Here is a 24,548-nt window from a genome sequence, read left to right on the forward strand (position 1 = left end):
GATACAATCGGCTGTCGGCGAGCCTCACTCGCCTCGGTTCCCCCTGCCGGGCGGAGGTTGACAGCGCCGTTTTATAGAGGGGGAGCAATGAGGCACGCGGCAGTTAAGGGTCGCCGGGCGCAGGTTCGGACCAGCCATGGCCCCAGGCCGGACATCCAGGGCCTCCGGGCGTTGGCCGTGGGGATCGTGGTGATCTACCACCTTCGGCCGGAAGCCCTCCCTGGCGGATTCGTAGGAGTCGACGTGTTCTTCGTCGTCTCGGGTTACCTCATCATTGGCTCCCTCGCGAGGGAAGCTGCGAAAAATGCGTCCATCTCCGTCCTCGGCTTCTACGCACGCCGCATTCGGAGGCTGTTTCCGGCGTCGGCAGTTGTCTTGGTGGCAGTTCTGGCCGGCGCAGTCCTGCTGCTTGCCCCAAGCCGCTGGCAGAACATCTCTTCCGATGTGCTGTTCTCGCTGCTCCAGGTACAAAACTGGCACCAGGCACTTTCCGCGGTGTCCTATGCGGGTGCGACTCAGGAAGTGTCGCCCCTGCAGCACTTCTGGTCCCTGGCCGTCGAGGAGCAGTTCTACCTTGTCATCCCGTTCTTCTTCCTTGGCCTGATCGCCGCGGCCCGGGCTGCAGAGCAAAAAGCCGGCCGGTTCATTGTCCCGGCCCTGACCGTGACTGCCCTGGCATCGTTCTGTTACAGCATTTACCTGAGCGACCACGAGCACACCATCGCGTACTTTGCCACCACCACCAGGATCTGGGAGCTCGCCGTCGGCGGACTCGCCGCCCTTCTCCCGACAACGCTGAAGGGCTCCCACCGCCTGGCGGCGCTCAGCGGCTGGCTGGGCGTCTCCGCCATTGTCGTGCCTGCCTTCCTCCTCAGCACCGATATGGCTTTCCCCGGCAGCATCGCCGCCATTCCAGTGCTCGGCACTGCCATCCTGCTGCGTACGGGCAGCCTGTCAATGGCCGTTCCATGGTCCGCTTCAAGGTTCCTTGGCATCCGTCCCATGACGTTCGTCGGAGACGTGTCGTACTCCCTGTACCTGTGGCACTGGCCAGTCATCGTTTTCGCTGTGGCGCTGTTGGGCCGCACCCCTCGGATCAGGGAAGCACTCCTCCTCGCCGTGTTGAGCCTTGTGCTCGCCACCGCCTCCTACTACCTCGTGGAGCAGCGCTTCCGGCACTCCGCGGCACACGCCGGTTGGAGCGCGTACCGCAGGGTTTACGCAATGGCGCTCTGCGTGGCAATGGTGGTGTCTGTGGCAGCGTGGGCGCCCTGGCAAGTGATCGAGTTCAAGCGCGCGCAGTTGTCCACCGAGCTGTCCGACCACGATTACCCCGGCGCCCAGGCGTGGTCTGCCCGGTCCGCGCCGGTGCCCGCCGGCCTGCCCATCCGCCCTGATCCCTCTGTTGCCATGCAGGATGTGCCTGCCACAAGCTCCGGGGCCTGCGGGGTGTACGACCCCACCCTGGTACCTGACACGGATTGCTGGTTCGGTTCAACCGAACAGGAAGGTGCCCCGGTTGTCGTGGTTGTCGGGGATTCCCATGCCGGCCAGTTTGTGGACCCCCTCATCGCCGTCTCGAGGAAGATTCCGCTCAGGATCCACGCCATGGTGCGCAATGGCTGCCCCTTTGCGCTGACGCCGCCGCGGTCTGCCGCCACCGCGTACGCCAACTGCTCGAATCAAAACGCTGTAACAGCCGAAAAAGTAGCGGCAGCAAAGCCTGACCTTGTCCTCGTTGCCGGGATGCGCGAAGCCGGGTACCGCAAGGCACTTGGATGGTCCTGGGGGCCGGACGCCCCGCTGCTGGACGGTTATGTCCAGTCCCTATCCCGCCTGCGCGGGGACGGGCTGCGCGTCGCCGTCGTCGCGGACCTGCCGTATCCCCAAGGCAATCCCGTGGAATGCGTTCAAAAGCATGCCGACGGCGGCGCTTGTGCCACCCCCGCTTCCGAGGCCCTTGAAGGCGGGGACGACGCACTGGTGGCGGCAGCCCGCCGGGTTGACGGCGTGGAAGTTGTGGACCTGTCGAGGCTGTTTTGCCGGGACGGCCTTTGCCCTGCTGTCATCGGCAATGTTCTGGTCTACCGGGACAACCACATGACGAATACCTTCGCAAAGTCACTTGGGCCGGACCTGGCCGTCGCACTGGGCCTGAGCTAGGCGTTTCCTTTCCGCTCGCACCATCTCAAAGTGCAGGCGGGCCTGTTGTGGACCTGACTATCAGCTTCGTCGGCATCTTGAGCTGCATGGTTTCCGGCGTCTCGCCATTCATGAGCGCAACCACGAGGGCAGCTGCCGAGGCGCCCATGCGGCTCATGGGCTGGTGCACCGTGGTGAGCGGCAAGGCATACCGCGCTGCTTCAGGAATGTCATCAAAGCCCACCACCGAAAGTTCTCCGGGCACCTGTAATCCAAGCTCTTGGGCCACCGCTATGACCACGATGGCAGAGAGGTCATTCGCGGCGAAAACCGCAGTGGGGCGGTCGTGCCTGTTGAGAAGGCGGTGTGCTGCCCGCCGGGCATATTCGGAGTCATGTTCCCGACTTCGACCAGGGTTTGGTCTGGCAGTGGGACGTCGTCAACGAGGCGTTCAATGACGATGGGACCCTGCGCAACAGCATCTGGCTGCAGAAGCTGGGGCCGGGCTATATCGCAAATGCCTTCCGATGGGCTCACGAGGCTGATCCGCAGGCCAAGCTCTTTTACAACGACTACAACATCGAATCCACCGGGCCGAAGAGCAATGCCGTCTACGCGCTCGTCAAGAACCTTCAGTCGCAGGGAGTTCCCATCGACGGGGTAGGATTCCAGACCCACCTGGACACGCAGTACCCACTTCCGGACCTCAAGAACAACCTGCAGAGATTCGCTGACCTTGGCCTGGACGTGGCCGAGACCGAAGTCGACGTGCGAACCACCCTGCCCGTGACAGCCACTGAACAATCTGCACAGGTGGCTGCATACTCACAGACGCTTCAGGCTTGCATGGCTGTGAAGCAGTGCATTTCCTACACCGTCTGGGGCTTCGGGGATGCCTACTCATGGGTGCCCGGGGTCTTCCAGGGAGAAGGCGCCGCCAGCATCTACGACGAGGACCTCCAGCCCAAGCCGGAGTATTACGCCCTCCAGCAGGACCTCCAGCTGGCAGCAGGCGCACCTCACAGGAGCGGCAAGGGCGCAGGCCGGGGCTAGGGCCCGCGCACGGGAAGCCTCTGCAGGGAGGCCGGCGGTGGACGCCGGAACCACCGCCGGCCTCCCGCTGCTGCGTCAGCAGCGCGTGAAAATGGAAGTTACCCGGCTGGACGGTAAGGAGAAACAGAGTGCTGCGAATAGGAATTTTAGGGGCAGCGGGCATTGCGCCCGCAGCGGTCATCCGGCCCGCCGGCCGCCGCTCCGACGTCAAGGTCCTGGCCGTGGCCTCCCGGCGGGCGGACGGTGCCCGCCAATACGCGGAGCGGCACGGAATCGAACGGTTCTACGGTGATTACGCCAGTTTGCTGGCTGATGCCGATATTGATCTTGTCTACAACGCGCTCCCACCGTCCCTGCACGCTGAGTGGTCAATCGCGGCCCTTGAGGCCGGCAAGCACGTTCTTTGCGAGAAACCCTTTGCCATGAATGCAGCAGAGGCCGCGCAAATGCTCCAAGCTGCACAATCGACGGGCTACCGGCTCATCGAAGCGTTCCACGACCGGTACCACCCCCTGAGCGCCGAGCTCGATGCCGTCAAGAGCTCCGGCGTCCTCGGGGAGATCAAGGTACTGCGCGCCGACTTTTCCAGCACCAACCCTTTCAACCCCGCATCGCTGAGGCACGACCCCCATTGGGGAGGAGGGTCGTTGATGGACCTTGGGTGCTACCCCGTCCACTGGGTGCGCGCATTCATGGGCGAAGAACCGCACGTGCTTGGGGCGAGTGCAACGCTCAATCCCCTGGGTGCGGACCTGAGCGTCAGCGCCGACCTGCAGTTTCCCTCCGGGGCAAAAGCGCTTGTTACGTCGGCGATGCTCGAACAGCCCCACCACCTGAACTCCTCGTTTGAGGTGACCGGTAGCGAAGCGCATCTGCTCGTCAACAACATGGTGTTTCCCTCCCGGGGCCACTCCATCACCTTGACCGCCAAGGGACTGGACCGGTCCTGGACCGTGCGTGGCCTCGAGACCTATGATCACCAGCTGGAGGCTGTCGTCTCCGCTCTTCAGTCGGGTGCCAAACTGCCCACTGAAGGCTCCGACTCCCTGTCCAACATGGCGCTGATCGACGCAATCTACCTTGCCGCGGGAGTCAACCGCTGAGGCGCTCAGTGACCCGGCACCACGTGAAGCGCCCGCCAAACCGGCTTGGGCCCTTCGCCCCTGTAATCGGGGGATCGCTGGGACAAGACTTGGGGCATGCGGTCGGCAGGCGCGTGGAGTGAGGAGTCATGTCGGGAACGAACGTGAGTGGGGTTGCCCGGCGTCTTCCGCGGTTTGCCTGGCCGGTGTTTCTGGTCGGGGCGATTCTGCTGCTGACCCTCGGGAACCCCGCTGTGTACGGTGTTGGCGTTCCGCTTGCCGCCCTGGTCTTTGCGCTCATTCTGCCCACGTCCCGGCCACTGTGGGCCGGGCATCCAGACTGGGCTGACATCAGCGCCATCGGGGCACTCTACATAGCTGTCGTGGCCCTCTTCTGGCTGGCGTTCAGGGTGTTTACGCAAGGAAACACCCTTGGGCTGTTTCTCACATTCGCTGCAGGAATGCTCCTCGGCGTCCTCGGTCCCATCTTTTACAACACTTGGATCCGGCGCCGGTCCCTGGCGGCGCTGGGCATCAGCCGCGCAAATCTGCGCCAGGCATTTGCCCTGGGACTCGTCCTCGCAGCGGTGCAGTTCGCCATCACGCTTTGGGGGTACCCGCTTCCCCGTCCCGTCGACTGGGTGCCCTTGGCGGCCCTCGCCGTCACGGTGGGTTTCTTCGAGGCGGTCTTCTTCAGGGGTTTCATCCAGGCGCGCCTGGAAGCCAGCTTCGGCCCGGTCCCGGGGGTAGCCGGCGCCTCCGCCCTCTACGCGGCCTACCACGTCGGCTACGGCATGGCAGGGTCCGAGATGCTGTTCCTTTTTGGTCTCGGCGTGGTCTACGCGGTGGCTTACAGCGTTGCCCGCAACCTCATCGTCCTCTGGCCCCTGCTGGTCCCCCTCGGCTCCTTCTACAACAACCTGCGCGGGGGTGCGATCCAGATGCCATGGGAGGCCATCCTGGGTTTCGCGGACGTGCTGGGCCTGATGGTGGCTGCGGTCTGGTTCGCCGCAAGGCATGAACGGCGGCGCGGGTTGGCTGGGGTGGGGCGGTCCGGTGATCCGAAAGAGAAACGCCGTAACGTTCGACGGCGGGACTAATGACCCAGCGGCACGGCTTGGTTAAGATCGAGGTTCTACGGTCAGTCAGTGAAGGCCCGGCGCTCTTCGTTCCCCAGGGCGCCGGCCCGGCAGAGAGAGGCCACCATGGACGCCACCCAGCCCGGCGAATTCCCGCTGGACCCCTTTCCCCACTATGAACGCATGCGGGCAGCGGCCCCCGTTTTTCAGGACGATCAGTCGGGGAGCTGGCATGCGTTCCGGTATGACGACGTCCAGCGGGTGCTGTCCGAGCACGCGACGTTTTCGTCGCGCATGGGCGGTGACAATCCCGCCGGTTCCGGCCAGTTGTTCGCGTCGAGCCTGATTACAGCGGATCCCCCGCGGCACCGGCAGTTGCGCTCCTTGGTTACCCAGGCTTTCACGCCCAAAGCAGTTGATGCGCTGGCCCCACGCATTGCAGCACTCACGGACGAACTGCTGGACGGGGTCGCGGCGCGTGGTGGAAGCGCAGACCTGATCCAGGACCTGGCGTACCCCTTGCCAGTCATCGTGATCTCCGAACTGATGGGCATACCCGCCCAAGACCGTGACCGCTTCAAGCACTGGTCCGACACAATCGTCAGCCAAACACGGACTGTTCCCGGCGGCGAAAGCCAGGATTCCACCACATCTGAAATGGTCGAGTACTTCCTGGCCCTGATCGACCGGCGCAGGAGCCACCCGGGTGAGGACCTGATCAGCGGCCTGCTTTCCGCCGAGATCGAAGGCCAGAAACTCTCGGTGCCTGAATTGCTGGGTTTCTGCGCATTGCTGCTGGTCGCCGGCAACGAGACCACCACCAACCTGATCGGCAATGCGGTTCTATGCCTGGCCGAATCCCCCGGCACCCTTGAGCGCCTCCTGGCAGATCCGGCCTTGCTGCCCCAGACCCTCGAAGAGGTGCTGCGCTTCCGGTCACCGGTCCAGTCGATGTACCGGGTGAGCGTGGCGGAGACCGAGTTGAGCGGGCAACGCATCCCGGCCGGGGCACCGATCGTGGCCTGGATCGGCTCGGCCAACCGCGATGAACGGCAGTTCGAGCGGCCGGCCGACTTCGACGTCGACCGCAACCCGAACCGGCACCTGGCGTTCGGCCACGGCATTCATTTTTGCCTCGGAGCACCGCTGGCCCGGCTCGAGGCAAGGATCGCGCTGGAGGCGTTGCTGTCCCGCCTGCCCGGCCTCTCCCTGGCACCAGGAGCCCGTCTGGAGCGCATGGAAAGCACCATCGTCTACGGGTTGAGGGCGCTTCCCATCAGCTGGCAAGCGGCCTGAATGCCGCGGGCGTAGCCGGACGCGGGAGTTCCCACGGAAACCACGGCGGTGTGTCCGTCACTCACCCGGCAGTGCCCGTTTTCGCGGCGTATGCGGTGGCCTGCGAGCGCACCTGGCGGATGTAGGCGTCGGACTGGTTGTAAGCGTAAATTGCGTCCGTCCACCCTCGCGCCGTGGCGAGGTCGCGGCCGTGGCCGCACAGGTAGATGGCCGCGCTGAGGGCGGCGTCGTCGATATTGAAGGGGTCTGCTGTTCCGTCGCCGTTTCCATCCACTCCGGCAAGACGCCAGGTAGAGGGAATGAATTGCATCGGCCCCACCGCGTGGTCCCAGCTGGCGTCGCCGTCCAGGGCACCGGAGTCCGTGTCAGGGATGGCAGCGAAGCCCGCACCATTGAGGCTCGGGCCCACAATTGGCCGGCTGGCCTGGCCTGCGGCGCTCAGGCTTCCGCCGCCATGCGTTCCATGGGCAGATTCGACGAAGCCAATGGCGGCCAGCGTGTTCCAGCCGATTCCGCACTGCGGCCTGGAATCATCCACCGTGACGGCGGCAGCAACGTAAGCGCGTAGGGCACGGGCAGGAATTCCGGTTTGCGCGGCAGCCCCGCGAAGCCATTCAGCGTCCGGACTGCGTGTGACGTTCACGGCCGTTGTGATGCCTGCAGGCGCGGTTTCAAGGGCGGCCTCCGCCCGCGGGGGCGGAGAAAAGGCCAGGCGGGCTTCTGCGCGCGGCTGCCCGAGGACCCAGAATGAGAACGCTGCGCTGGCACAGGCCACGAACAGGCTGAAAACTGCAAAGCGTCTTATCCGGAGCACTGACTAATCAAACCATTGATCGCCGCGCCGTAAGCGTCACAGCGTGGGATCGACCATTGTCATGCCCGCGACGTTCGCCGTGTCGAAGCGAACCAGCATGTCCGCGGCCTCATCCAACCCGATGATGCGCTCGATGAGTTTTTGTGGCTCCACCGCACCGGATTCGATCAGGGCAAGCATCCCGGGGTAATCCGCTGCTGCCATGCCGTGGCTGCCGAAGACGTCCAGTTCCCAGGCGATCACGCGGGCCATGGGGACGCGGGGATGACCCTGCACCGGCGGGAGGAGTCCGATCTGGACATGGCGTCCGCGGCGGCGAAGGCTGAGGACCGCGTCGGCGCACGTCTGCTCGCTGCCTACGGCATCGATGGAGACATGGCTTCCGCCCGTGAGGGCCTGGACCCGTGCAGGAATGTCCGAGCCGTCTGCGACAAGGGTGTGGTCGGCGCCAAGGGAGGCCGCCACTTCGAGGGCCTTCGGGTTCCGGTCCACGGCAACCACGTTGCCGCCGAGTGCCTTCGCGATCATGACGGCGCTGAGGCCCACCCCGCCTGCCCCCACCACGGTGACCCATTCACCGCTGCCAAGGCGTGCCCGTCCCGTGAGTGCACGGTACGCCGTTGCGAAACGGCAACCCAGGCTCGCCGCTGCCTCGAAACTGACACCGCGCGGAATGGAGATGAGATTCGTGTCTGCCGCGTGGATGGCCACTTGCTCGGCGAACGAGCCCCAGTGGGTGAAGCCGGGTTGTTGCTGCCGGGGGCAGACCTGAGCGTTGCCCCCGCGGCACCATTCACACGCCCCGCAGCCCTCGACGAAGGGCGCCGTCACCCTGTCGCCCAGCGCCCATTTGGTCACCCCCGTCCCTACGGCGGAGACGACGCCGGCGAACTCATGGCCCGGGACATGCGGCAGCACGATGTCGTCGTGGCCGGCCCAGGCATGCCAGTCACTGCGGCAGAGCCCGGTGGCGGCAACGGTGACCACCACGCCACCTGCCGGCACCTCTGGTGCAGCCACCTGTTGGACAGTGAGCGGGCCGGCGATCCGGTTCATGACGATTGCACGCATCAGAAGCGGAGGTGGGGGCATGGTCATGACCACAGCTTAGGCGCGGGCCAGGGCAGCTGGCCGCAAGGGACACGGGGAGAATTGCCCGCCCCGCATCGGTACCATCAGGCATGGGCAGAAAGAACTACCTCATTGAAGGCGGCTCGGGAACCGGCAAGACCGCTGTCTGCAATGAACTGCGGCGGCGCGGCTTCCACGCCATCAACGGGGACCGGGAGCTCGCCTACCAAGGCGACCCGGAAACCGGTGAACCAGTAGAGGGCATCACCGGAGTCGCCGTCCACCGGCACCACCTGTGGAGGGTGGACCAGGTCAGGGCCTTGGCAGCGGACCAGCGGGAAGCCCTCACCTTCTTCTGCGGCGGGTCGAGGAACCTCGCCGAATTCATCGATCTCTTCGACGGCGTCTTCGTTCTCGAGGTGGACCTCGAAACGCTGCAGCGACGGCTTGACGGGCGCCCGCGGGATGAATGGGGCGGACGGAAGACCGAACGGGAGCTGATCGAACACCTGCACGGCACACGGGAGGACATCCCGCCCGGCGGCATCGCGATCGACGCCACCGCGCCGCTCACCAAGGTTGTGGACGACATTCTGCGGCGCGTTTGATCACCCCACGGTGCCTGGTCGTCCTTCTTGAGGTGCCGCGTTTTTCGACGACCGGCGAGGTCAGCGCACCACCGTGCGGTGGCCCGCATCCAGCCGCCTGGTCCAGCCGCGGGAGTCGAGGTGTTCGAGCAGGGGAACCGCGATCCGGCGCGTCGTGCCGAGCGCCTGGCGTGCCTGGCTGGTGGTGAACGGCTGGTCCAGGCCGGCGAGGGTGCGCATCGCGAGGGCCGGGGCCGTAGGCAGCAGCACCACCCCGTCACGCAGCCGCAGCACGCGCCCCGTGCGTTCGGCGGCGGCAAGTTCCCGGGCGCCCAGGCCAAGTGCAGCCAGTTCATCGGCTTCCGGGGCGTGGAAGGCGTCCGCGCTGAGCCTGCCCTCCAACTGGGCGATTGCCGTTTCAATGGGACCGAGGTTGTCCTGGCTGCCCGGCAGGCGGATGTAGCCGCTCTCGTGTTCCAGCTCCGCCCCCTGGAGGACATGGGTGAGCAGCCGCTCGTCGGGCAGCTTAAGCAGGTCACGCGCCGCGCCCATGGAAAGGCCCGGAGCCAGGGGATCCCGCTCCTGCAGGGACTGGACCGCGGTCCGCAGCCTGTGCTGCCAGGCCTCGAGGACAGGGGCATGGACCCACCAGTCACCGAAAACCCGGACCCCCGACGGGGCATCCGCGTCGCACCCGGACAGCAGTCCAAGCTTGCGGAGATGAGGCACCTGGACCGCTCCCCGGGCCGCCACTTCCCCCAGCACGTCTCCGCCCGAATCCATGCCTGCAAGCCGCTCAGCCCAGTGGGCGCCATCGCCGCGCCGCCGCAGGGCCGGCGGGTCGGCGTCCAGGATGCTGGCGCCACCCAGGACCGAGCGGCTGCCGGGATCGCGCAGCACCAGCCGGTCCCCGAGAACCAGGGGCAGGTGCCTGTCGAGGACCAGCCGGGCGTGGTCGTCCCCGAAGGGACGCAGCCGGGCCGGCACGGAGGCCGTGCCAACATGCACCATGATTTGTTCCGGCACCTCGGTGTACGCCACACCGGTGGTGCGCTGGATGCCGACGACGCCGGTAGTGGGCCAGGCATCCGGGGTAACCAGTGCATCGCCGCGGCGGATGTCCGTCGCGGCAACATCGCGCAGGTTCAACGCCACCCGACTGACCGGCTCGACTGAAGTGTACGAGGTGTCCCGGCTTTGCACGCCGCGGACCACGACGGGCCGGGAGTCCACATGGCCGAGCAGCTCCAGCCTGTCCCCCTGGGCCACTGTGCCTGCCGCCAGTGTTCCGGTCACCACCGTTCCGGAACCGGTGATGGTGAACGAGCGGTCCACCCACAGCCTGACCCGCCCGGTGGTGGCGGGAGCAGGCACCCGGGCCAGGACGCCGTCGAGCGCTGCACGCAGCTCGGCCAGGCCCGTCCCGTCGATGGCTGACACAGCCACCGCGGGCGCGTCCCGCAGTCCGGTCCCTGCCAGCTCCGTGCGGGTCCGCGCGAGCACCTCGGCTGCCCGCTGCCCGGACGCCCGGTCCGCGCGGCTGAGCACCACAACGCCGTGTTCGATACCGAGTGCGGCGACGGCATCCCGGTGATCACTCGACTGGGCCTGCCAACCCTCATCGGCCGCCACGACGAAGCAGACCACTGGCGCTGGTCCGATGCCGGCAAGCATGTTGCCAAGGAAGCGCTCGTGGCCGGGTACATCCACGAACGCAACGTCCTGGCCGGAGGGCAGGGTGGTCCAGGCGTAGCCCAGGTCGATGGTCAGCCCGCGGCGACGCTCTTCCTCCCAGCGGTCCGGCTCCATGCCGGTCATGGCGCGGACCAGCGTGCTCTTGCCGGAATCGACATGCCCGGCCGTGGCAACGACATGCACGGTTCAGCCCGCCCTGCCCGTGTCCGCGGCTTCGAAGGCTGCCAGCACCTGCCGCACCGCACCGAGAATCCGGTCATCATCCTTTGCGGGCACGCAGCGCAAATCGATCAGGCAGGCGCCGTCGTGGACGCGGGGCAGCACGGCGGGGTCACCGGTGCGCAGGCGGCCCGCAATTCCCTCGGGAAGCCGGAGCGCCCATCCCGGGAGCGGAACACCCGGGGCACCGCCGCCGCCCACCCGGCCGTCGTGGGACACGACGGGTACCCCGAGTGCTTGGCCGAGCCGGTCAGTACGGCGCCGCAATTGTTCGACGTCGGCGTGCAGCGCCTCGACAACCGGCGGCGGGCCGCCGGCGACGGTCGCCTCAAGGGCGGCCAGGGCAAGTTTGTCGGCCCGCACCGCGCGGGCGAGCGGGTGGCGCGCCAGCCGCTGGATGATCTCCTTGCGGCCCAGCAGCAAACCCGCCTGGGGGCCGCCCAGCAGTTTGTCACCGCTGGCGATGACGACGTCGGCCCCGCCCGCCAGAGCCGTGGCAACGTCGGGTTCATCCGGCAGGTACGGGTCGGGGGCCAGCAGTCCGCTGCCCAGGTCGGCCACGAGCGGTACCCCGTGCGCCACGGTCAGCCGGGACAGTTCGTCGATTGGAACAGCGGACGTGAAGCCGTCCACCCGGAAGTTGCTGGGATGCACCTTGAGGACGCAGCCCGTGTCCGGTCCGAGGGCGCCCGCGTAGTCATGCAGGTGCGTCCGGTTCGTGGTGCCCACTTCACGAAGTCTTGCGCCCGTGGATTCCATCAGGTCGGTGAGCCGGAAGCCTGCACCGATCTCGACGAGTTCCCCGCGGCTCACCACCACTTCGCGGCCCGCAGCGAAGGCTGTGGTGGCCAGCACCAGGGCTGCGGCCCCGTTGTTGACCACCAGGGCGTCTTCGGCTGCGGGACAGGCGGCGAGCAGGGCCGCCCGGGCGCCGGCGCCACGGCGGGAACGGCTGCCGTCCGTGAGGTCCAGTTCGACATCCACGTAGCCGCTGGCGGCGACAAGGGCTTCCACCGCGCTTGCAGAAAGGGGGGCACGGCCAAGGTTGGTGTGCACGATGACGCCGGTTGCGTTCAGCACGGGCCGGAGGGTTGTTGCCGTCCGTGACGAAACGGCCGCCAACAGCGCTGGTTCCACCTGGGCCGGAGGAAGTTCGCCGCGCCGCGCCTGTTCCTGGACCTGCCGGACGAGCTCCCGGACAACGCGCCCGTTCAGGCGTGTCGCGGCGTGGCGGACGGCCGGAAGTGCCAGCAGGTCGTTCGTGCGGGGAATCAGGCGCCGGGGATCGACCTGGTCCACAGCCCTCCTCTTTTCGCGGCATTCCTGCCGGTAGTTGGCGGTGGCGGACGGGAATCGAACCCGCCAGGCCGAGATGCTCAGCCTCACCGGTTTTGAAGACCGGGGGGCCCACCAGGACCCGGACGCCACCGCGCCTCAATATAGCAGGGTTGGCTGGAGGGGTACGCTAGGCGGGTGAATGAGGCTCAGACATCAGTCCAGCAACTCGACGGCGGTGCTGCCGGCGCCTTCCGGCTCACCGACTACGCCCACGGCGGGGGTTGTGCCTGCAAGATTCCGCCGGGCGAACTCGAAGACGCGGTCCGCGGGCTGATTGGCCAACCGGGCGCCGAGGTGCTGGTTGGGCTCGACAGCGGTGACGATGCCGCGGCCGTCCTGGTCCGCGACGACCTTGCGGTCCTGACCACAGCCGACTTTTTCACTCCGGTCGTCAACGATGCCTTTGACTGGGGCCGCATTGCAGCCGCCAACGCTCTTTCAGACATTTACGCCATGGGCGGCCGGCCGGTCACGGCGATCAACCTCGTCGGCTGGCCCCGCGATGTCCTGCCGATGGAACTGATGACCGAAGTACTCCGCGGCGGCCTGAGCGTTGCATCGCAGGCCGGGTGCCCGGTGCTCGGCGGGCACTCCATCGACGATCCGGAGCCAAAGTATGGCATGGCGGTGACCGGTGTCGCCCACCCCGACCGCCTGCTCCGCAACGACGCCGCCGAGCCCGGGCTGCCCATCACGCTCACCAAGCCACTCGGCGTCGGACTTCTCAACAACCGGCACAAAAAGACCGGTGAGGTGTTCGCCGAAGCGGTGGAGTCCATGGCCGCCCTCAACCGCGACGCCGCAGACGCCGCTGTAGCGTCCGGCGCCCGGGCGGCAACCGACGTGACGGGATTTGGCCTCTTGGGACACCTATACAAGATGGTGCGCGCCTCCCAAGTGGGCGCCGTGATCGATCTGAAGTCGGTGCCGCTGATCGAGGGGGCACGGGAAGCGCTCCGGGACGGCTACGTCTCCGGCGGGACCCGGCGCAACCTCGACTGGGTGCGGCCGCATGTGGGATCCGCTCCCGGCATCACCGAAGACGACCTGCTGCTGCTGGCTGATGCCCAGACCTCCGGCGGCCTGCTGGTGGTCGGCGAACTACCGGGCTACCCCGTGGTTGGCCACACCACAGCAGGGCGGGGCATCGAGGTCCGCTGATGCCGGCCTGCCGGCTCAGCCGGCGGTGGTGATGGCGTCTCCGGTGATGCCGGCGGCACGGCGGCGGGCGAGCCGGTTCTTCTGCGGCTCGATGGTGTAGCGCGGATCCCTCGCAGATTCGAGTCCGGCCTCGAACACACCGAAGCGTGTCAGCGCCGAGGCGGTCAGCAGCGCCAACCCCGAGGCTGCTGCCACCAGGCGGTTCCGTCCGGCCAGCAGCGTCCCGAGGCCGCCGGCCACAGCAAGCCGCTCACTCCACTTCAGCATGGCCCCCGCCTTCCCCTGGTGCAGGGGCTCCGCGGCTACCGGGTCCATCCGGTGCTCCATTACCTTCATGGCAGCGACGTCGCCCAAGACGCCGAGGACGGCGAGTTTCCGGGCGGGCCCTGTCTCGTGGACCGGTGTGGTGACCATGGCGAGGCCGGCAGATGCCAGGCAGGCCGAACTCACAAAGACGAATGGCAGTTCCTCGTGGGCAGCGTTCCACGTCGGGGTGGCGGTGTCACCCAGCAGGACCGCGGTGTACGCGGCCAAAGGCCCGGCGAATACCGCAGCTTCGATGCCTGCCGGTCCTTCGACAGCCTGCAGCACCTTGCGCAGGGGTCCCAGCGGCAGCCGGCTTCCGCTCATCCGGTCGATTTCAGCCACTGCCGCGACCCCCGCACCTGCGCTGAAGGCGCTGAGGATCCAGGAGCCGACGCTCATGGGCGAGGTCACTTTGAAGGTCCGCAGCATGTGCAGGAAACGCTCAGGCCTGCCCAGGTCCTTCACCAGGGCCACGGCACCGGCGCTGACTGCTGTCAGGGCGCCCAGTCGGGCGTTGCGCCGCAGCGTGGGCCGTCCGGTCAGTTGCCCGCCGAGTCCGAGGAGGGCCGACCCGGCTGCCACGCCACCGAGGAAGAGGTAGATCGCGACGTCATCGCCCCAAGGAGCCGGCTTGACCACGGGACGGCCGTAATACGAAGTGAACTCCGGCTCCGGCACCATGGGCATCTCGCGGGAACCGTCACTGTTGTCACGGCGGCGGCCGTTGCCACGCTTACCGCCTTCCCGGCGACGGCGGGCAGGCTCAGATGGCCGGAAACTGTCAAACTCTGAGAGGGTCACGCCCGTCCTCCCAGGAAAGCCAGCGCAGCTGCCGCGGCCATGCCAGCCACGGCCAGTCCGGCCCGCCGGTACATCGTTGGCAGGTCGGCTGTGGGCACCCGGGGGTCCGGCGGAAGCCCATAGACTTCGGGCTCGTCCAGCAGCAGGAAGACCGATCCGGTTCCACCCACGCCGTCGTGTTCGTTCGCCCCGTAAAGCCTCGCTTCGGTCATGCCCTGCGTGTGCAGGGTGGCGACCCGTTCCCGGGCCGTCTCCACCATGTCATCGTGGTCGCCGAACTTGATGGACGTCGTCGGGCAGGCCTTGGCACATGCCGGTGTCTGGTCATCAACCAGCCGGTCGTAGCACAGCGTGCACTTCTGGGCGATGCCCTCGTTGGGGACGGACGGATGCTTGGCGTGCTGTTCTTCCCTGCTGCTGGCAACCTTGACCGTGCCGTTGCTGCGGCGCTCGATCACGCCGAAGGGGCACCCGGCCACGCAGGTTCCGCAGCCGTTGCAGACGTCATCCTGGACCACAACAGTGCCGAACTCGGTGCGGAACAGCGCACCGGTGGGACAGACGTCGAGACAGCCGGCGTGGGTGCAGTGCTTGCAGACATCGGAGGACATCAGCCAGCGGAAGTCTGCGGTGTCCGGCGGGGTGGTATCAGCGTCCGCGAGGTCCGTGACAGCCGTTGCCGGGGCCGGAGGACCGATGCGCGGCATGCCCAGGCTGACCAGGGCGCGGCCTGATTCCCGTGCCTCAACAATGCGTTCCTGGCCCTGCTCGATGAAGGCGACGTGCCGCCACGTGCTGGCGCCCAGGGACCCGGTGTTGTCGTAGGAGGACCCAAGCAGCTCCAGGTTCCCGTCCTGCGGGTTGTGGTTCCATTCCTTGCAGGCGACTTCGCAGGCCTTGCAGCCGATACAGATCGAGGTGTCGGTGAAGAACCCCTTGCGCGGATGGTTGTGCTCCCAATGGGCATCGGCGGTGGGGTCGGTCGGTCCGGACAGCTGGCCCATCTAGTCCTCCGTCGTCGGGTCGGTGTCCGGAACGCTGCCGTCTGGCAGTGGCTGTCCGGGCGGGGCAATGTGTGCTTGGGCGGAGGCAGTCACGTCCATCAACTCGGACCACCCTCGGCGGGGCGTTCCCCGCCCCCGGCGGCGGATTCGATGCCTTCCGCCGCGGAGTCGGTAACGGCGCGGTTGCCGGTCTCGATAGTCACTCCGGCCCGTTCCTGATACTCGGCTACCAAGGCAAGCAGTTCCTTTCCGCGGGGCCGGCGGCCCGGTCGGATGTCGCAGGACGCCACCTTGGACTCCTGGATCTGGACGTTGGGATCCAGCGTCACACCCAGCAGATCGTTGGCCGCGTCACCGCTGACGACGGCGTTGCTGCCGACACCCCAGTGGTAGGGCAGCCCGATCTGGTGCACCGTGTGACCGCCGACGCGCAACGGCCTCACCCGGTCCGTCACAAGCACCTTAGCCTCGATGGCAGAGCGGGGCGAAATGATCGTGGCCCACCCGTAGGGTTCAAGACCGCGCTCAGCTGCCAGTTCCGGCGAGACCTCGCAGAACATCTCCGGTTGCAGCTCGGAGAGGTACGGAAGCCAGCGGCTCATCCCGCCCGCCGTGTGGTGTTCGGTCAGGCGGTAGGTGGTGAAGACGTAGGGATAAACTTCGGCGCCCTTGGTCCCTGCGCTCGGGGCACTGAGGTTGTCCGCCCGGGGGAATACCAGCCGCGCCGGATTCTGCTGTTGCGGATACAGCCCGTTGGCCACCGGTGACTCCTGCGCCTCGTAGTGGGTGGGAAGGGGTCCGTCCAGTAGGCCCTTCGGCGCGTACAGCCAGCCCTTGCCATCGGCCTGCATGATGAACGGATCATCCCCGCTGAGGGCGGCCGGACCACCGACAGAGGGGTCCGGATGGCTGCCCGGCGCCCGGTCAACCGGGAAGTCGGGCACGTCATCACCCACCCATTTGCCCTGCTCCTGGTCCCACCAGATGTATTTCTTCCGCTCGCTCCAGGGTTTACCGGCGGGGTCGGCCGAAGCGCGGTTGTAGAGTATCCGGCGGTTGGCTGGCCATGCCCAGCCCCATTCCGGAGCTGCCGGTCCCTGTTCCTGGCCGGGCTTGCGGTTGGCCGCATGGTTGAGGCCGTCAGCGTACACGCCGGTGTAGATCCAGCAACCGGCCGACGTGGAGCCGTCAGCGCGGAGTTCCGTGTAGGCGGAGAGGGGCTTGCCGGCTTCCGGACCGACCAAGTGACGGCCGTTGATCTCGGCAAGGACCGACTCGGCATCCGGATCGCCGTGTTCATCGGTGGGATAGTCCCACGTCAGGTCCAGCAGCGGACGGTCGCGCTCGTCCTTGGATCCTGCCAGCTTCTCCCGGATCCGCTTGCCCAGTTCAAAGAAGAACTGCAGTTCGCTTTGGCACTCCCCCGGCGGAGCCACAGCCTGGTGCCGCCACTGCAGCAGCCTCTGGGTCTGGGTGAACGAGCCGGCCTTCTCCACGTGGGTTGCCGCCGGCATGAAGAAGATCTCGGTCTCGATATCCTCCGTGCGCAACTCCCCCGATTCAATTTCGGGGCCGTCTTTCCACCAGGTGGCGGACTCGATCATGTTCAGGTCACGCACCACCAGCCACTTCAGATGCGACATGCCCAGGCGCTGCATGCGGCCATGCGCCGACCCGACTGCCGGGTTCTGCCCGAGCAGGAAGTAGCCTTCCACTTCGTCCTCAAGCATGCCCATCACGGTCTCGTACGTACCGTGGGCGCCGGTCAGCCTCGGCAGGTAGTCGTATGCCCAATTGTTCTGCGCAGTCGCGGCCTCGCCCCACCAGGCCTTCAGCAGGCTGATGGTGTAGGCGTCCGCGTCAGCCCAGTAGCCTTTTTGCTGCTTCGATCCGATAACTGACAGGTACTCTTCGAGGCTGTCATGGCGGCCGGCGCTGGGCATCGGCAGGTAACCGGGCAGCAGGTTGAACAGGGTGGGGATGTCTGTGGAGCCCTGGATGCTGGCATGGCCTCGCAGGGCCATGATTCCTCCACCCGGGCGCCCCACGTTGCCCAGCAGGAGCTGCAGGATGGCTGCGGCCCTGATGAACTGCGCCCCAAGGGAGTGCTGGGTCCAACCGACGGCGTAGGCGAAACAGGTGGTCTTGTCGCGTCCGGAGTTTTCCGTGATGGTCCGCGCCAGGTATTCGAAGTCCGCGACGCTGATGCCGCACATGTCCTGCACCGTCTGCGCTGTGTATCGGGCATAGTGCCGCTTCAAGATCTGGAAGACGGTCCGGGGGTCCTGGAGGGTGTCGTCACGCTGGACCTCGGCATGCTCCAGCGGTGGACCGCCACTTCCATAGGCGTGGCCGGTGGCACGTGCGGTGGCATCGGCACCGTGTTCCGAACCTGGGCCGGGCTCGTCAATGGCGCCCTCCTCTTTTTCCGCGTAGGCCCAGGACGAAGTGTCGTAGGCGCCCTTCTCCGGATCGAAGCCGGAGAACAGCCCGCCGAGGTCCTCGGCGTCACGGAAATCCTTATGCACCAGCGTGGCCGCGTTGGTGTACGCGGTGACGTACTCCTTGAACCAGAGATCGTTGGTTATGACGTAATTAATGAGCGCGCCAAGCAGCACAACGTCAGAACCGGCCCGGATGGGGATGTGCTTGTCCGACACCGCTGACGTACGCGTGAAGCGCGGGTCGACATGGATGACCTTAGCGCCGCGGGCCTTAGCCTCCGCCACCCACTGGTACCCCACAGGATGGCACTCGGCCATGTTGGAACCCTGGATGACGATGCAGTCGGCGTTGGCCATGTCCTGCAGTGATTGCGTTGCACCACCGCGTCCAAACGAGGCTCCCAAACTGGGAACCGTGGCGGAGTGTCATATGCGGGCCTGGTTCTCGGTCTGCACGGCCCCGGCAGCCGTGAAGAGCTTCTTGATCAGGTAGTTCTCTTCGTTGTCCAGGGTTGCGCCGCCCAGAGAGGCGATGCCCATGGTCCGGCGCAGCAGCCGGCCCTGGTCGTCCTCCTGCTGCCAGGTCCTGCGGCGGGTCTCGATGAACCGGTCGGCCACCATCTCGATGGCCGTATCCAGGTCCAGATGTTCCCACTCCGTGGAACGCGGCGCACGGTAAAGCACTTTGGTCTGCCGGCCCGGCGAGTTGACCAGCTGCTCGCTGGCTGAGCCCTTGGGGCAGAGCCGGCCGCGCGAAATGGGTGAATCCGGATCGCCCTCGATCTGGACCACTTTCTCGTCCTTGACGTACACGCGCTGTCCACACCCAACGGCGCAGTAGGGGCAGACGCTCTGAACCACTCGGTCAGCAGTTGCTGTGCGGGGGGCTATTGCCTTGGTCTTGGCCGATGTGACCGCTGGGCCACGACCCAACAGGTCGCCCGTGCTTAGCTGACGGACGACCGGCCATTGAAGGAAACTTCGCGGTGCCATTTCTGGAGCTTATCCCACACCACCGCCGGAGCAACAGGACAGGGCTGGGCGTGTCGTCCCCCGGGTCGTGCAGCCCGAAGCCCCGTAAGGAGCCGCCCCCGCGAACCCGGTTTGACAGCCTCGCTGCCCCTTCCTGGCGGGGCCTGCAAATTGGGTAGCTGAAGAATGCATCCGACCTTGACCCCCTTGAGGGCCGGGCGTATACCGAAGGAATCATCATGCTGGCCCCCGCTGGGCCCTGTATGGAGCCGGCTGCCCCTGGTCTTGGCGAAAAAAATGTTTGGAGTTGTGATGGGTAGCGATCGTTTCGACGTGCTCCGCGAACAGGTCCGCGGGCAGGTCATCGAAGAGGACGACGCGGAGTACGACGCCGCGCGGCGCGTGTACAACGGCATGATTGACCGTCGTCCTGCAGCAATCCTGCGGGTATCCCAGGTCGCAGACGTCATGGCCGCCGTCCGCTTCGCCCGCGGCCTCGACATTGAGGTTGCGGTGCGCGGCGGGGGTCACAGCGCCCCCGGATTTGGGACGGTCGACGGCGGCCTGGTCCTTGATTTCTCGGCGCGCCGGGGAGTGCGCGTCGACCCGGCAGCACGCATGGCCCGAGTCGAGCCCGGCTCCACCTGGGCGGACTACAACCACGCGACGCACGCGTTCGGGCTGGCAAGTACGGGGGGCATCATCGGCTCCACAGGCGTCGCCGGCCTTACCCTGGGCGGCGGCATCGGATATCTCACCCGCAAGTACGGCCTGGCGTGCGACAACCTCGCTTCGGCCGACGTCGTCCTTGCCGACGGAACCTTCGTTACTGCCAGCGATGCAGAAAACGTAGACCTTTTCTGGGCCCTCCGCGGCGGAAGCGGAAACTTCGGGGTGGTCACCTCGATGGAGTTCCGCCTGCACCCTGTGGACATGGTCCATGTGGGAATTATGTTCTTCGACGCTTCAATTGGCGCCCAGGTCGGTGCGGCGTACCGCGAGTGGATAGCGGCCGAGCCTGAGGAGATGGGCGCTTTCCTGGGATTCCACCAAGGACCCCCGGTTCCCTTCCTGCCTGAGGAGTGGCATGGGAGACCAGTGGCAGTGATTGCAGGCATGTGGACGGGCGACCTCGATGCGGGCCCGTCGCACTGGCAGCGCATGCTGGATGCCGGCCCGGTGCTGGGGAATTTCTTTGCACCAATGCCGTACCCCGGGCTGAACATCATGTTCGACGGACTCAGCGGCATCCCCGGACTCCAGGGCTACTGGAAGGCCGACTTCCTTCGGACCCTCAGCGACGACGCGCTCCGTGTCGCCGTCGAACACTCCCCCGGCATCCCCAGCGTCCACTCGGCAAACCACTTCTACCCGATCGACGGGGCAGCCCAGCGGGTTGCGCCGGAAGCCACCGCCTTTGCCTACCGCGACGTGAAGTTCGCCCCGGTCATTGCCGGGCAATGGCCCGAAGCTTCGGAGAACGAGAAGAACATTGCCTGGGTCCGGGAGTACTGGGCCGCGCTCCACGAGTACTCCGAGCCTGGCGGCTACATCAACTTCCAGGACGCCGACGATCAGGCAAGGATCCAGGACACCCTCGGGTCGAACTACGCCCGGCTCGCTGAACTCAAAGCGAAGTACGACCCGGACAACTTCTTCCATGTCAACCAGAACATCACGCCCGCAGCGGCAGGCACCCCCGCCGTCGTCCGGTCTGAGACGCCGGTCGCACTGCACCAGTCCCTGGCTGCGGAGGAGGCACTTCCATTCCAACCCGGCGGGGGGACCTCAGCCAATCCGGCGGAAGGGACTCCGTCCACGTAAGCCCTGCCCGGGTACAAGAAAGCCCCGGACCAAGGTCCGGGGCTCCACGATCCCTCTATCGCTCGATTGCGACGCTCAGGTCCAGGTAAATGTCCGCTGCGGCAAGGCGATCTTCAAGGAAGCGCGCCAGGTTCGCGTCAGTCGCGGTGTGAGCACCCTTCGGAACAGCGCCGCGAAAGACAGCCTGCGTACTCGTGGACCTGATTACATCAAGGGGCGTCCAGTGCAGGTGTCCGGCACTCAACCGCTCTATATCGGTGCGGAAGGTGCCGCGGTGGTCGTCACGGGCTGAAGCGCGCATAGTGAACGGAATGAAAGCTGTGGGCAAGGGGGTCCTTTCGAATGAGGGGACCAACTGCCGGTCGCCTCACCGTTAACAAAGCGCGGGGAGGCTGCGTTATTCCCTTCCTGCTTCCCGAAAGCAGTGGGTTTCAGTAGAGGGCCAGGGCATCGTGAAGCATCCGGTGTCCCTGTCTCTCGAATTCCCGGTCACCAACGTGAAACGCCCAAACGGCGGTGCCGACAGCCTCGCGCAGGGATGTCATGTTCCATAGCCGGCTCTCCCGGGGGTCTGAAACCGTACCCCTCAAAGAAAGCAACTTCCAGCACAGGGTTGGACCGCCACTGTTGCGCGGCCAACCGGCAGAAATCACTGACCGCCGGCCTGAACGCAAACCGGCCAAAGTCGATGACCCTGAGCTCAGCGCCGTTAATCAGCCAGTTGCGCGGTTGCCAGTCCCCGTGGGTTGGAACGACGGGCACCGGTCCCGGCCGGTATGCGGCCAGGATTGTCACCGCTTTTTCTGCCAGGGATTCTTCAATGCGATGGGGCATCCTTAGCCATGCCATCGCTCTGCCAGTCGCTGTTGTCTCATATTCCCGGTCCATCCGCACGGTCTGGCCGTGGAATTCACGCAGGAGTTGCCCGGCCTGGACGTAGGGTCCCGCGTCGTATTCGGCTGCCGTCCCCTCGACCAGGCAACCCTCCAGGTACTCCGTCACCAGAAGGTTCAACAGTCGGTTCGCGTGCACGAGTCTGGGCGCTTTGTGTTTAGACGCCCAGACTCCGGCAAAGGACCGGTGGGCGTCTATTTCACGGCCGATGTGGTGGTTGCCGGGTGCGGCAGCTTTGACCACGTATCTGCGCTCATCATGCTCTATTTCCAGTACGACCGTATCCGCGAGGTACCACGAAAGATCATTAACAAATCGAAACCCTGGGAAATGGGCCTCAACAAAGCCAGCTTGTTCGTCGCTGAGTAAGTGCAGGCATCCCACCCATGGAGACTACCGGGTCCGGCTTCTCCCCCGCCCTGGCCTCAGGGTTTCAGGGGGCAAAGCAGGACCGGTGCCGCCGTCGTTCAGCGTTGTGCAGCCAGGTCTGTGAGGGTGACCTTCAGGTTTCACTATCAAGGCGTCGGCGGTAGCGGGCAGAGAGAACCGTTGTGCCAGCTGTGGAGTGATATCGGTGTGGGCCACGCCCAGGGCAGCGTGTTTGACCGATCCGCTCGCCAGGCGCGGTGGGGCGATTCCTTGGACGGCGGCATGTTCCGGTGCAGGCTGGAGACGATTCCGGCGGTGACCGTCTCCTCCAACCCCAGGGGGCTTCCGATCACTACGGTGAGTGAACCTACCTGAGGATCCGACGAAGTGAAGTTGGCGGCCGGAAGTCCGGTGCGGTCAACCTTGATCACGGATGCCGAGGCCGATATCTGTCCGGATGGGCCACTTATCTGTTCTGGTCAGCTGGATGGCTTGGAAGAGGGGACGTAGGGCTGGTACTGGTCGAAGGTCCCGTTCTGGATGGGGACATTGATCGAGCCTTCCTGCCCCTTTACGGTCACCTTCAAATCCGTGCGCGCCCCGGGCGGCTCCTGCGTGCTGTCGAAGATCAGAGGCGACCGGTCGAACTCTACGTGCTCAAGGGCCGGGATTTTGACGGAAAGTTGTTCGTCCGAATCAGCCAGCACCAATTCCATCGGCGTGGCAGTGGTGTTGAAGATCGTCCCCAGGACGCGCCCGGGTTCGTTTTGCCCTGAAGTGATGATCAGGACACTTCGCAACTTCAATCCAGCGAAATTCAAGTCCGCGCCGAGCGCGACGGGGTCGTGGTCTCCTTCGGAAGAGTGGTAGCAGCCGGTCAGCATAAAGGCTGACATCCCTAGAGCTGGTATGAGGCGGAAGAACTTGGTGGTGCTGTGCGGGGTTCTCATTAAAAGTCCTTATCCTGGTGGTGCTGTGACCGGGCAACGGACGGCAGGCAGCCCGATTCCCCTTGCTTGAAGGAAACATGCGGCGTGCAGCCGCCGCGGGCCCTGGTACCGGTTTACGTCCGGCTGATGCACAGCTCGGCAAGCCCCAGGCAATGCCTTCCGGGTTCGTGCTGTGACGGCGGGCAGTGGGCCGCTCCCGGCCGCCAGGGCACGGCGGCCTCCGGCAGCTCAGGGTCCTCGGACATCAGGAAAGTAGGCTCAGCACGCGGAGCGTGATAGCGGATACAGCACGGGTCCTGCTTCGGGACGGAATCCATGCAAGCTAACGCGGCTGCGCTGGACGGGCTGGCGGAAAGGTCATCAACAGCGCCACCGGAACGGATCGCTGGTCCGGCCGGATGGGCGGTGGGCACAGCGTGGGAATTTGCGGCGACAGCGTGGGGGTTTGCGGCGACAGCGTGGCCTGCTGACGGGTCGGTCAAGGTGTACCGGTTCCCCTGGGAGAAAGACGCTGCCGCGGCAAACAGGGCGACCACCAAAAGCCCCATCAGAACGGTCCGCGGCAGGAACTGCCTGCGGAGAGTGTTGTGAAACAGCGATGGAAACCTGGTCATCAACCTCATCCCTTTGATCAGCCGCCGCTCCCCCAACCGTAGGCCGGGCCATGGCCGGCGAACCACAGTGTTTGCGCAACCGAGACCTTGATGGGGCGAACGTGACCAGGAAGTGTTCACCAGGAAAAGGGTCGTCACAACCGGCCGCCTAAAGCATTGACGGACTTTAGCATCAGCCCGCAAAGATGCGAATCTATTGCGCAACCGCAAGCATTGGGGTTCAATGGAGGCATGGCGTGTGCAGGCGGAAACCCGTCACTTCAGGTGCCGGCCCCCAACGTGAAGCGACCGTCGGAGGTGCCCTGGCCCCCTGCGGCCGCTGCGAAAGCTTCGAGTGCTGAAGCCAGCGCGGGACGGCGGCCGGCGGGCATCCGGGAGATCACTTCGGCTATGGCCTGTCGCCGGTGCCCCAAAACGGTGTCCACCAGGTCACGGCCTTTGCTGGTCAACTCGAGCCGGATGTACCGCCTGTCAGCCGGGTCTTCCCGGCGCTGCAGCAGGTCAGCGCTGACAAGCCGGTCGCAGATGCGGGTGGCATTGGAAGCATGGACACCCAGTTCTGCAGCGACGCCGCCGAGGTTCTGCGGCCCTCGCGAATGGATAAGGACCAGTACCCGCAACTGCGGGGTGTTCACTGTGTCTTCCACTTCTGCGACCGAATGCGCCACCACGCGCAGAAGCACGTCCGCGGCCCCCATGACGGCTTCCACTTCCCGGCTCGCAAAGCCCGGCACCCCACCCAAAGCATCAGATGTATCCATGAGGACCAGTTTCCTCTGACATTTTCGGTTCTGCAAAGGTTGCGGCCCCTGAGGGTCACATCCGGACGACAC

At 65.9% G+C, this 24,548-nt stretch carries 18 protein-coding genes, 1 tRNA gene and 1 pseudogene; 8 read left to right on the forward strand and 12 right to left on the reverse strand.

Annotated elements, in window-relative coordinates:
- The first annotated feature begins 87 nt into the window (after positions 1-87).
- Positions 88-2,163 (forward strand): acyltransferase family protein, encoded by a 2,076-nt coding sequence (locus QF031_RS09985; RefSeq protein WP_307427347.1) that lies wholly within the window; start codon positions 88-90, stop codon positions 2,161-2,163.
- A 25-nt stretch (positions 2,164-2,188) separates the two neighbouring features.
- Here the strand turns inward: QF031_RS09985 and QF031_RS09990 are convergent.
- Positions 2,189-2,485 (reverse strand): annotated as a pseudogene (locus tag QF031_RS09990) (substrate-binding domain-containing protein); the annotation flags it as partial.
- A 23-nt stretch (positions 2,486-2,508) separates the two neighbouring features.
- Here QF031_RS09990 and QF031_RS09995 point away from each other — a divergent pair.
- The 4 genes from QF031_RS09995 (at position 2,509) to QF031_RS10010 (ending at position 6,652) form a co-directional block, all read left to right on the forward strand.
- Positions 2,509-3,195 (forward strand): endo-1,4-beta-xylanase, encoded by a 687-nt coding sequence (locus tag QF031_RS09995; protein WP_307427350.1) that lies wholly within the window; start codon positions 2,509-2,511, stop codon positions 3,193-3,195.
- 128 nt (positions 3,196-3,323) lie between these two features.
- Positions 3,324-4,298: a Gfo/Idh/MocA family protein gene (locus QF031_RS10000; RefSeq protein ID WP_307427352.1), complete on the forward strand. Its 975-nt coding sequence runs from the start codon at positions 3,324-3,326 to the stop codon at positions 4,296-4,298.
- Between the two features lie 128 nt (positions 4,299-4,426).
- Positions 4,427-5,377 carry a CPBP family intramembrane glutamic endopeptidase gene (locus tag QF031_RS10005; RefSeq protein WP_307427355.1) on the forward strand — a complete coding sequence of 317 codons (951 nt, stop codon included), beginning with the start codon at positions 4,427-4,429 and terminating at the stop codon, positions 5,375-5,377.
- 105 nt (positions 5,378-5,482) lie between these two features.
- On the forward strand, positions 5,483-6,652 hold the full coding sequence (locus QF031_RS10010) for a cytochrome P450 (RefSeq protein ID WP_307427358.1): 1,170 nt from the start codon (positions 5,483-5,485) through the stop codon (positions 6,650-6,652).
- Positions 6,653-6,713: 61 nt separating this feature from the next.
- Here QF031_RS10010 and QF031_RS10015 read toward each other — a convergent pair whose 3' ends face one another.
- Positions 6,714-7,295: a lytic transglycosylase domain-containing protein gene (locus QF031_RS10015; RefSeq protein WP_307427361.1), complete on the reverse strand. Its 582-nt coding sequence runs from the start codon at positions 7,293-7,295 to the stop codon at positions 6,714-6,716.
- A gap of 207 nt (positions 7,296-7,502) precedes the next feature.
- On the reverse strand, positions 7,503-8,537 hold the full coding sequence (locus QF031_RS10020) for a zinc-binding dehydrogenase (RefSeq protein ID WP_307433285.1): 1,035 nt from the start codon (positions 8,535-8,537) through the stop codon (positions 7,503-7,505).
- Positions 8,538-8,647: 110 nt separating this feature from the next.
- On the opposite strand from QF031_RS10020, the gene QF031_RS10025 reads away from it, so the two are divergent.
- Complete coding sequence (locus QF031_RS10025; protein WP_307427364.1) at positions 8,648-9,145, forward strand: AAA family ATPase; 498 nt, start codon at positions 8,648-8,650, stop codon at positions 9,143-9,145.
- Between the two features lie 60 nt (positions 9,146-9,205).
- Here QF031_RS10025 and selB read toward each other — a convergent pair whose 3' ends face one another.
- From selB to QF031_RS10040, 3 genes are all read right to left on the reverse strand, one after another.
- A complete protein-coding gene (selB, locus tag QF031_RS10030; RefSeq protein ID WP_307427369.1) occupies positions 9,206-11,002 on the reverse strand; it encodes a selenocysteine-specific translation elongation factor in 1,797 nt (598 codons plus the stop codon).
- Between the two features lie 3 nt (positions 11,003-11,005).
- Positions 11,006-12,337, reverse strand: a complete 1,332-nt coding sequence (gene selA / locus QF031_RS10035; RefSeq protein WP_307427372.1) for an L-seryl-tRNA(Sec) selenium transferase — start codon at positions 12,335-12,337, stop codon at positions 11,006-11,008.
- Positions 12,338-12,372: 35 nt separating this feature from the next.
- Positions 12,373-12,467 (reverse strand) — tRNA-Sec (locus QF031_RS10040).
- Between the two features lie 44 nt (positions 12,468-12,511).
- On the opposite strand from QF031_RS10040, the gene selD reads away from it, so the two are divergent.
- A complete protein-coding gene (gene selD, locus QF031_RS10045) occupies positions 12,512-13,537 on the forward strand; it encodes a selenide, water dikinase SelD (protein ID WP_307427374.1) in 1,026 nt (341 codons plus the stop codon).
- A gap of 15 nt (positions 13,538-13,552) precedes the next feature.
- Here the strand turns inward: selD and nrfD are convergent, their stop codons facing one another.
- The 3 genes from nrfD to fdh form a co-directional block, all read right to left on the reverse strand.
- The gene (gene nrfD, locus QF031_RS10050) at positions 13,553-14,644 is read right to left on the reverse strand and encodes an NrfD/PsrC family molybdoenzyme membrane anchor subunit (RefSeq protein ID WP_307427376.1); all 1,092 of its coding nucleotides are present in this window, start codon (positions 14,642-14,644) and stop codon (positions 13,553-13,555) included.
- On the reverse strand, positions 14,641-15,648 hold the full coding sequence (locus QF031_RS10055) for a 4Fe-4S dicluster domain-containing protein (RefSeq protein WP_307427379.1): 1,008 nt from the start codon (positions 15,646-15,648) through the stop codon (positions 14,641-14,643). Before QF031_RS10055 ends, nrfD begins: the two co-directional genes overlap by 4 nt.
- Positions 15,649-15,746: 98 nt before the next feature.
- Positions 15,747-19,085, reverse strand: a complete 3,339-nt coding sequence (gene fdh / locus QF031_RS10060; protein WP_307427382.1) for a formate dehydrogenase — start codon at positions 19,083-19,085, stop codon at positions 15,747-15,749.
- 291 nt (positions 19,086-19,376) lie between these two features.
- Here fdh and QF031_RS10065 point away from each other — a divergent pair, with 291 nt between their 5' ends.
- On the forward strand, positions 19,377-20,888 hold the full coding sequence (locus QF031_RS10065) for an FAD-binding oxidoreductase (protein ID WP_307427385.1): 1,512 nt from the start codon (positions 19,377-19,379) through the stop codon (positions 20,886-20,888).
- A gap of 489 nt (positions 20,889-21,377) precedes the next feature.
- Here the strand turns inward: QF031_RS10065 and QF031_RS10070 are convergent, their stop codons facing one another.
- From QF031_RS10070 to QF031_RS10080, 3 genes are all read right to left on the reverse strand, one after another.
- Positions 21,378-22,166, reverse strand: a complete 789-nt coding sequence (locus QF031_RS10070) for a phosphotransferase (protein ID WP_307427388.1) — start codon at positions 22,164-22,166, stop codon at positions 21,378-21,380.
- A gap of 464 nt (positions 22,167-22,630) precedes the next feature.
- Entirely contained in the window at positions 22,631-23,101 is a 471-nt protein-coding gene (locus tag QF031_RS10075; RefSeq protein WP_307427391.1) for a hypothetical protein, read from the reverse strand.
- 874 nt (positions 23,102-23,975) lie between these two features.
- Positions 23,976-24,476 carry a MarR family winged helix-turn-helix transcriptional regulator gene (locus tag QF031_RS10080; RefSeq protein ID WP_307427394.1) on the reverse strand — a complete coding sequence of 167 codons (501 nt, stop codon included), beginning with the start codon at positions 24,474-24,476 and terminating at the stop codon, positions 23,976-23,978.
- Between the last annotated feature and the right edge of the window lie 72 nt (positions 24,477-24,548).

Origin of the sequence: Pseudarthrobacter defluvii, assembly GCF_030816725.1 — a bacterium.
GTDB classification, from domain to species: Bacteria; Actinomycetota; Actinomycetes; order Actinomycetales; family Micrococcaceae; genus Arthrobacter; species Arthrobacter defluvii_A.

Coding starts and splice junctions, on each gene's coding strand:
- QF031_RS10005 (WP_307427355.1), top strand. CDS start 4,427: ATGTCGGGAACGAACGTGAGTGGGGTTGCCCGGCGTCTTCCGCGGTTT.
- QF031_RS10020 (WP_307433285.1), bottom strand. CDS start 8,537: ATGCGTGCAATCGTCATGAACCGGATCGCCGGCCCGCTCACTGTCCAA.
- QF031_RS09985 (WP_307427347.1), top strand. CDS start 88: ATGAGGCACGCGGCAGTTAAGGGTCGCCGGGCGCAGGTTCGGACCAGC.
- QF031_RS10065 (WP_307427385.1), top strand. CDS start 19,377: ATGGGTAGCGATCGTTTCGACGTGCTCCGCGAACAGGTCCGCGGGCAG.
- QF031_RS10025 (WP_307427364.1), top strand. CDS start 8,648: ATGGGCAGAAAGAACTACCTCATTGAAGGCGGCTCGGGAACCGGCAAG.
- QF031_RS10010 (WP_307427358.1), top strand. CDS start 5,483: ATGGACGCCACCCAGCCCGGCGAATTCCCGCTGGACCCCTTTCCCCAC.
- QF031_RS10055 (WP_307427379.1), bottom strand. CDS start 15,648: ATGGGCCAGCTGTCCGGACCGACCGACCCCACCGCCGATGCCCATTGG.
- QF031_RS10075 (WP_307427391.1), bottom strand. CDS start 23,101: ATGAGAACCCCGCACAGCACCACCAAGTTCTTCCGCCTCATACCAGCT.
- QF031_RS10080 (WP_307427394.1), bottom strand. CDS start 24,476: ATGGATACATCTGATGCTTTGGGTGGGGTGCCGGGCTTTGCGAGCCGG.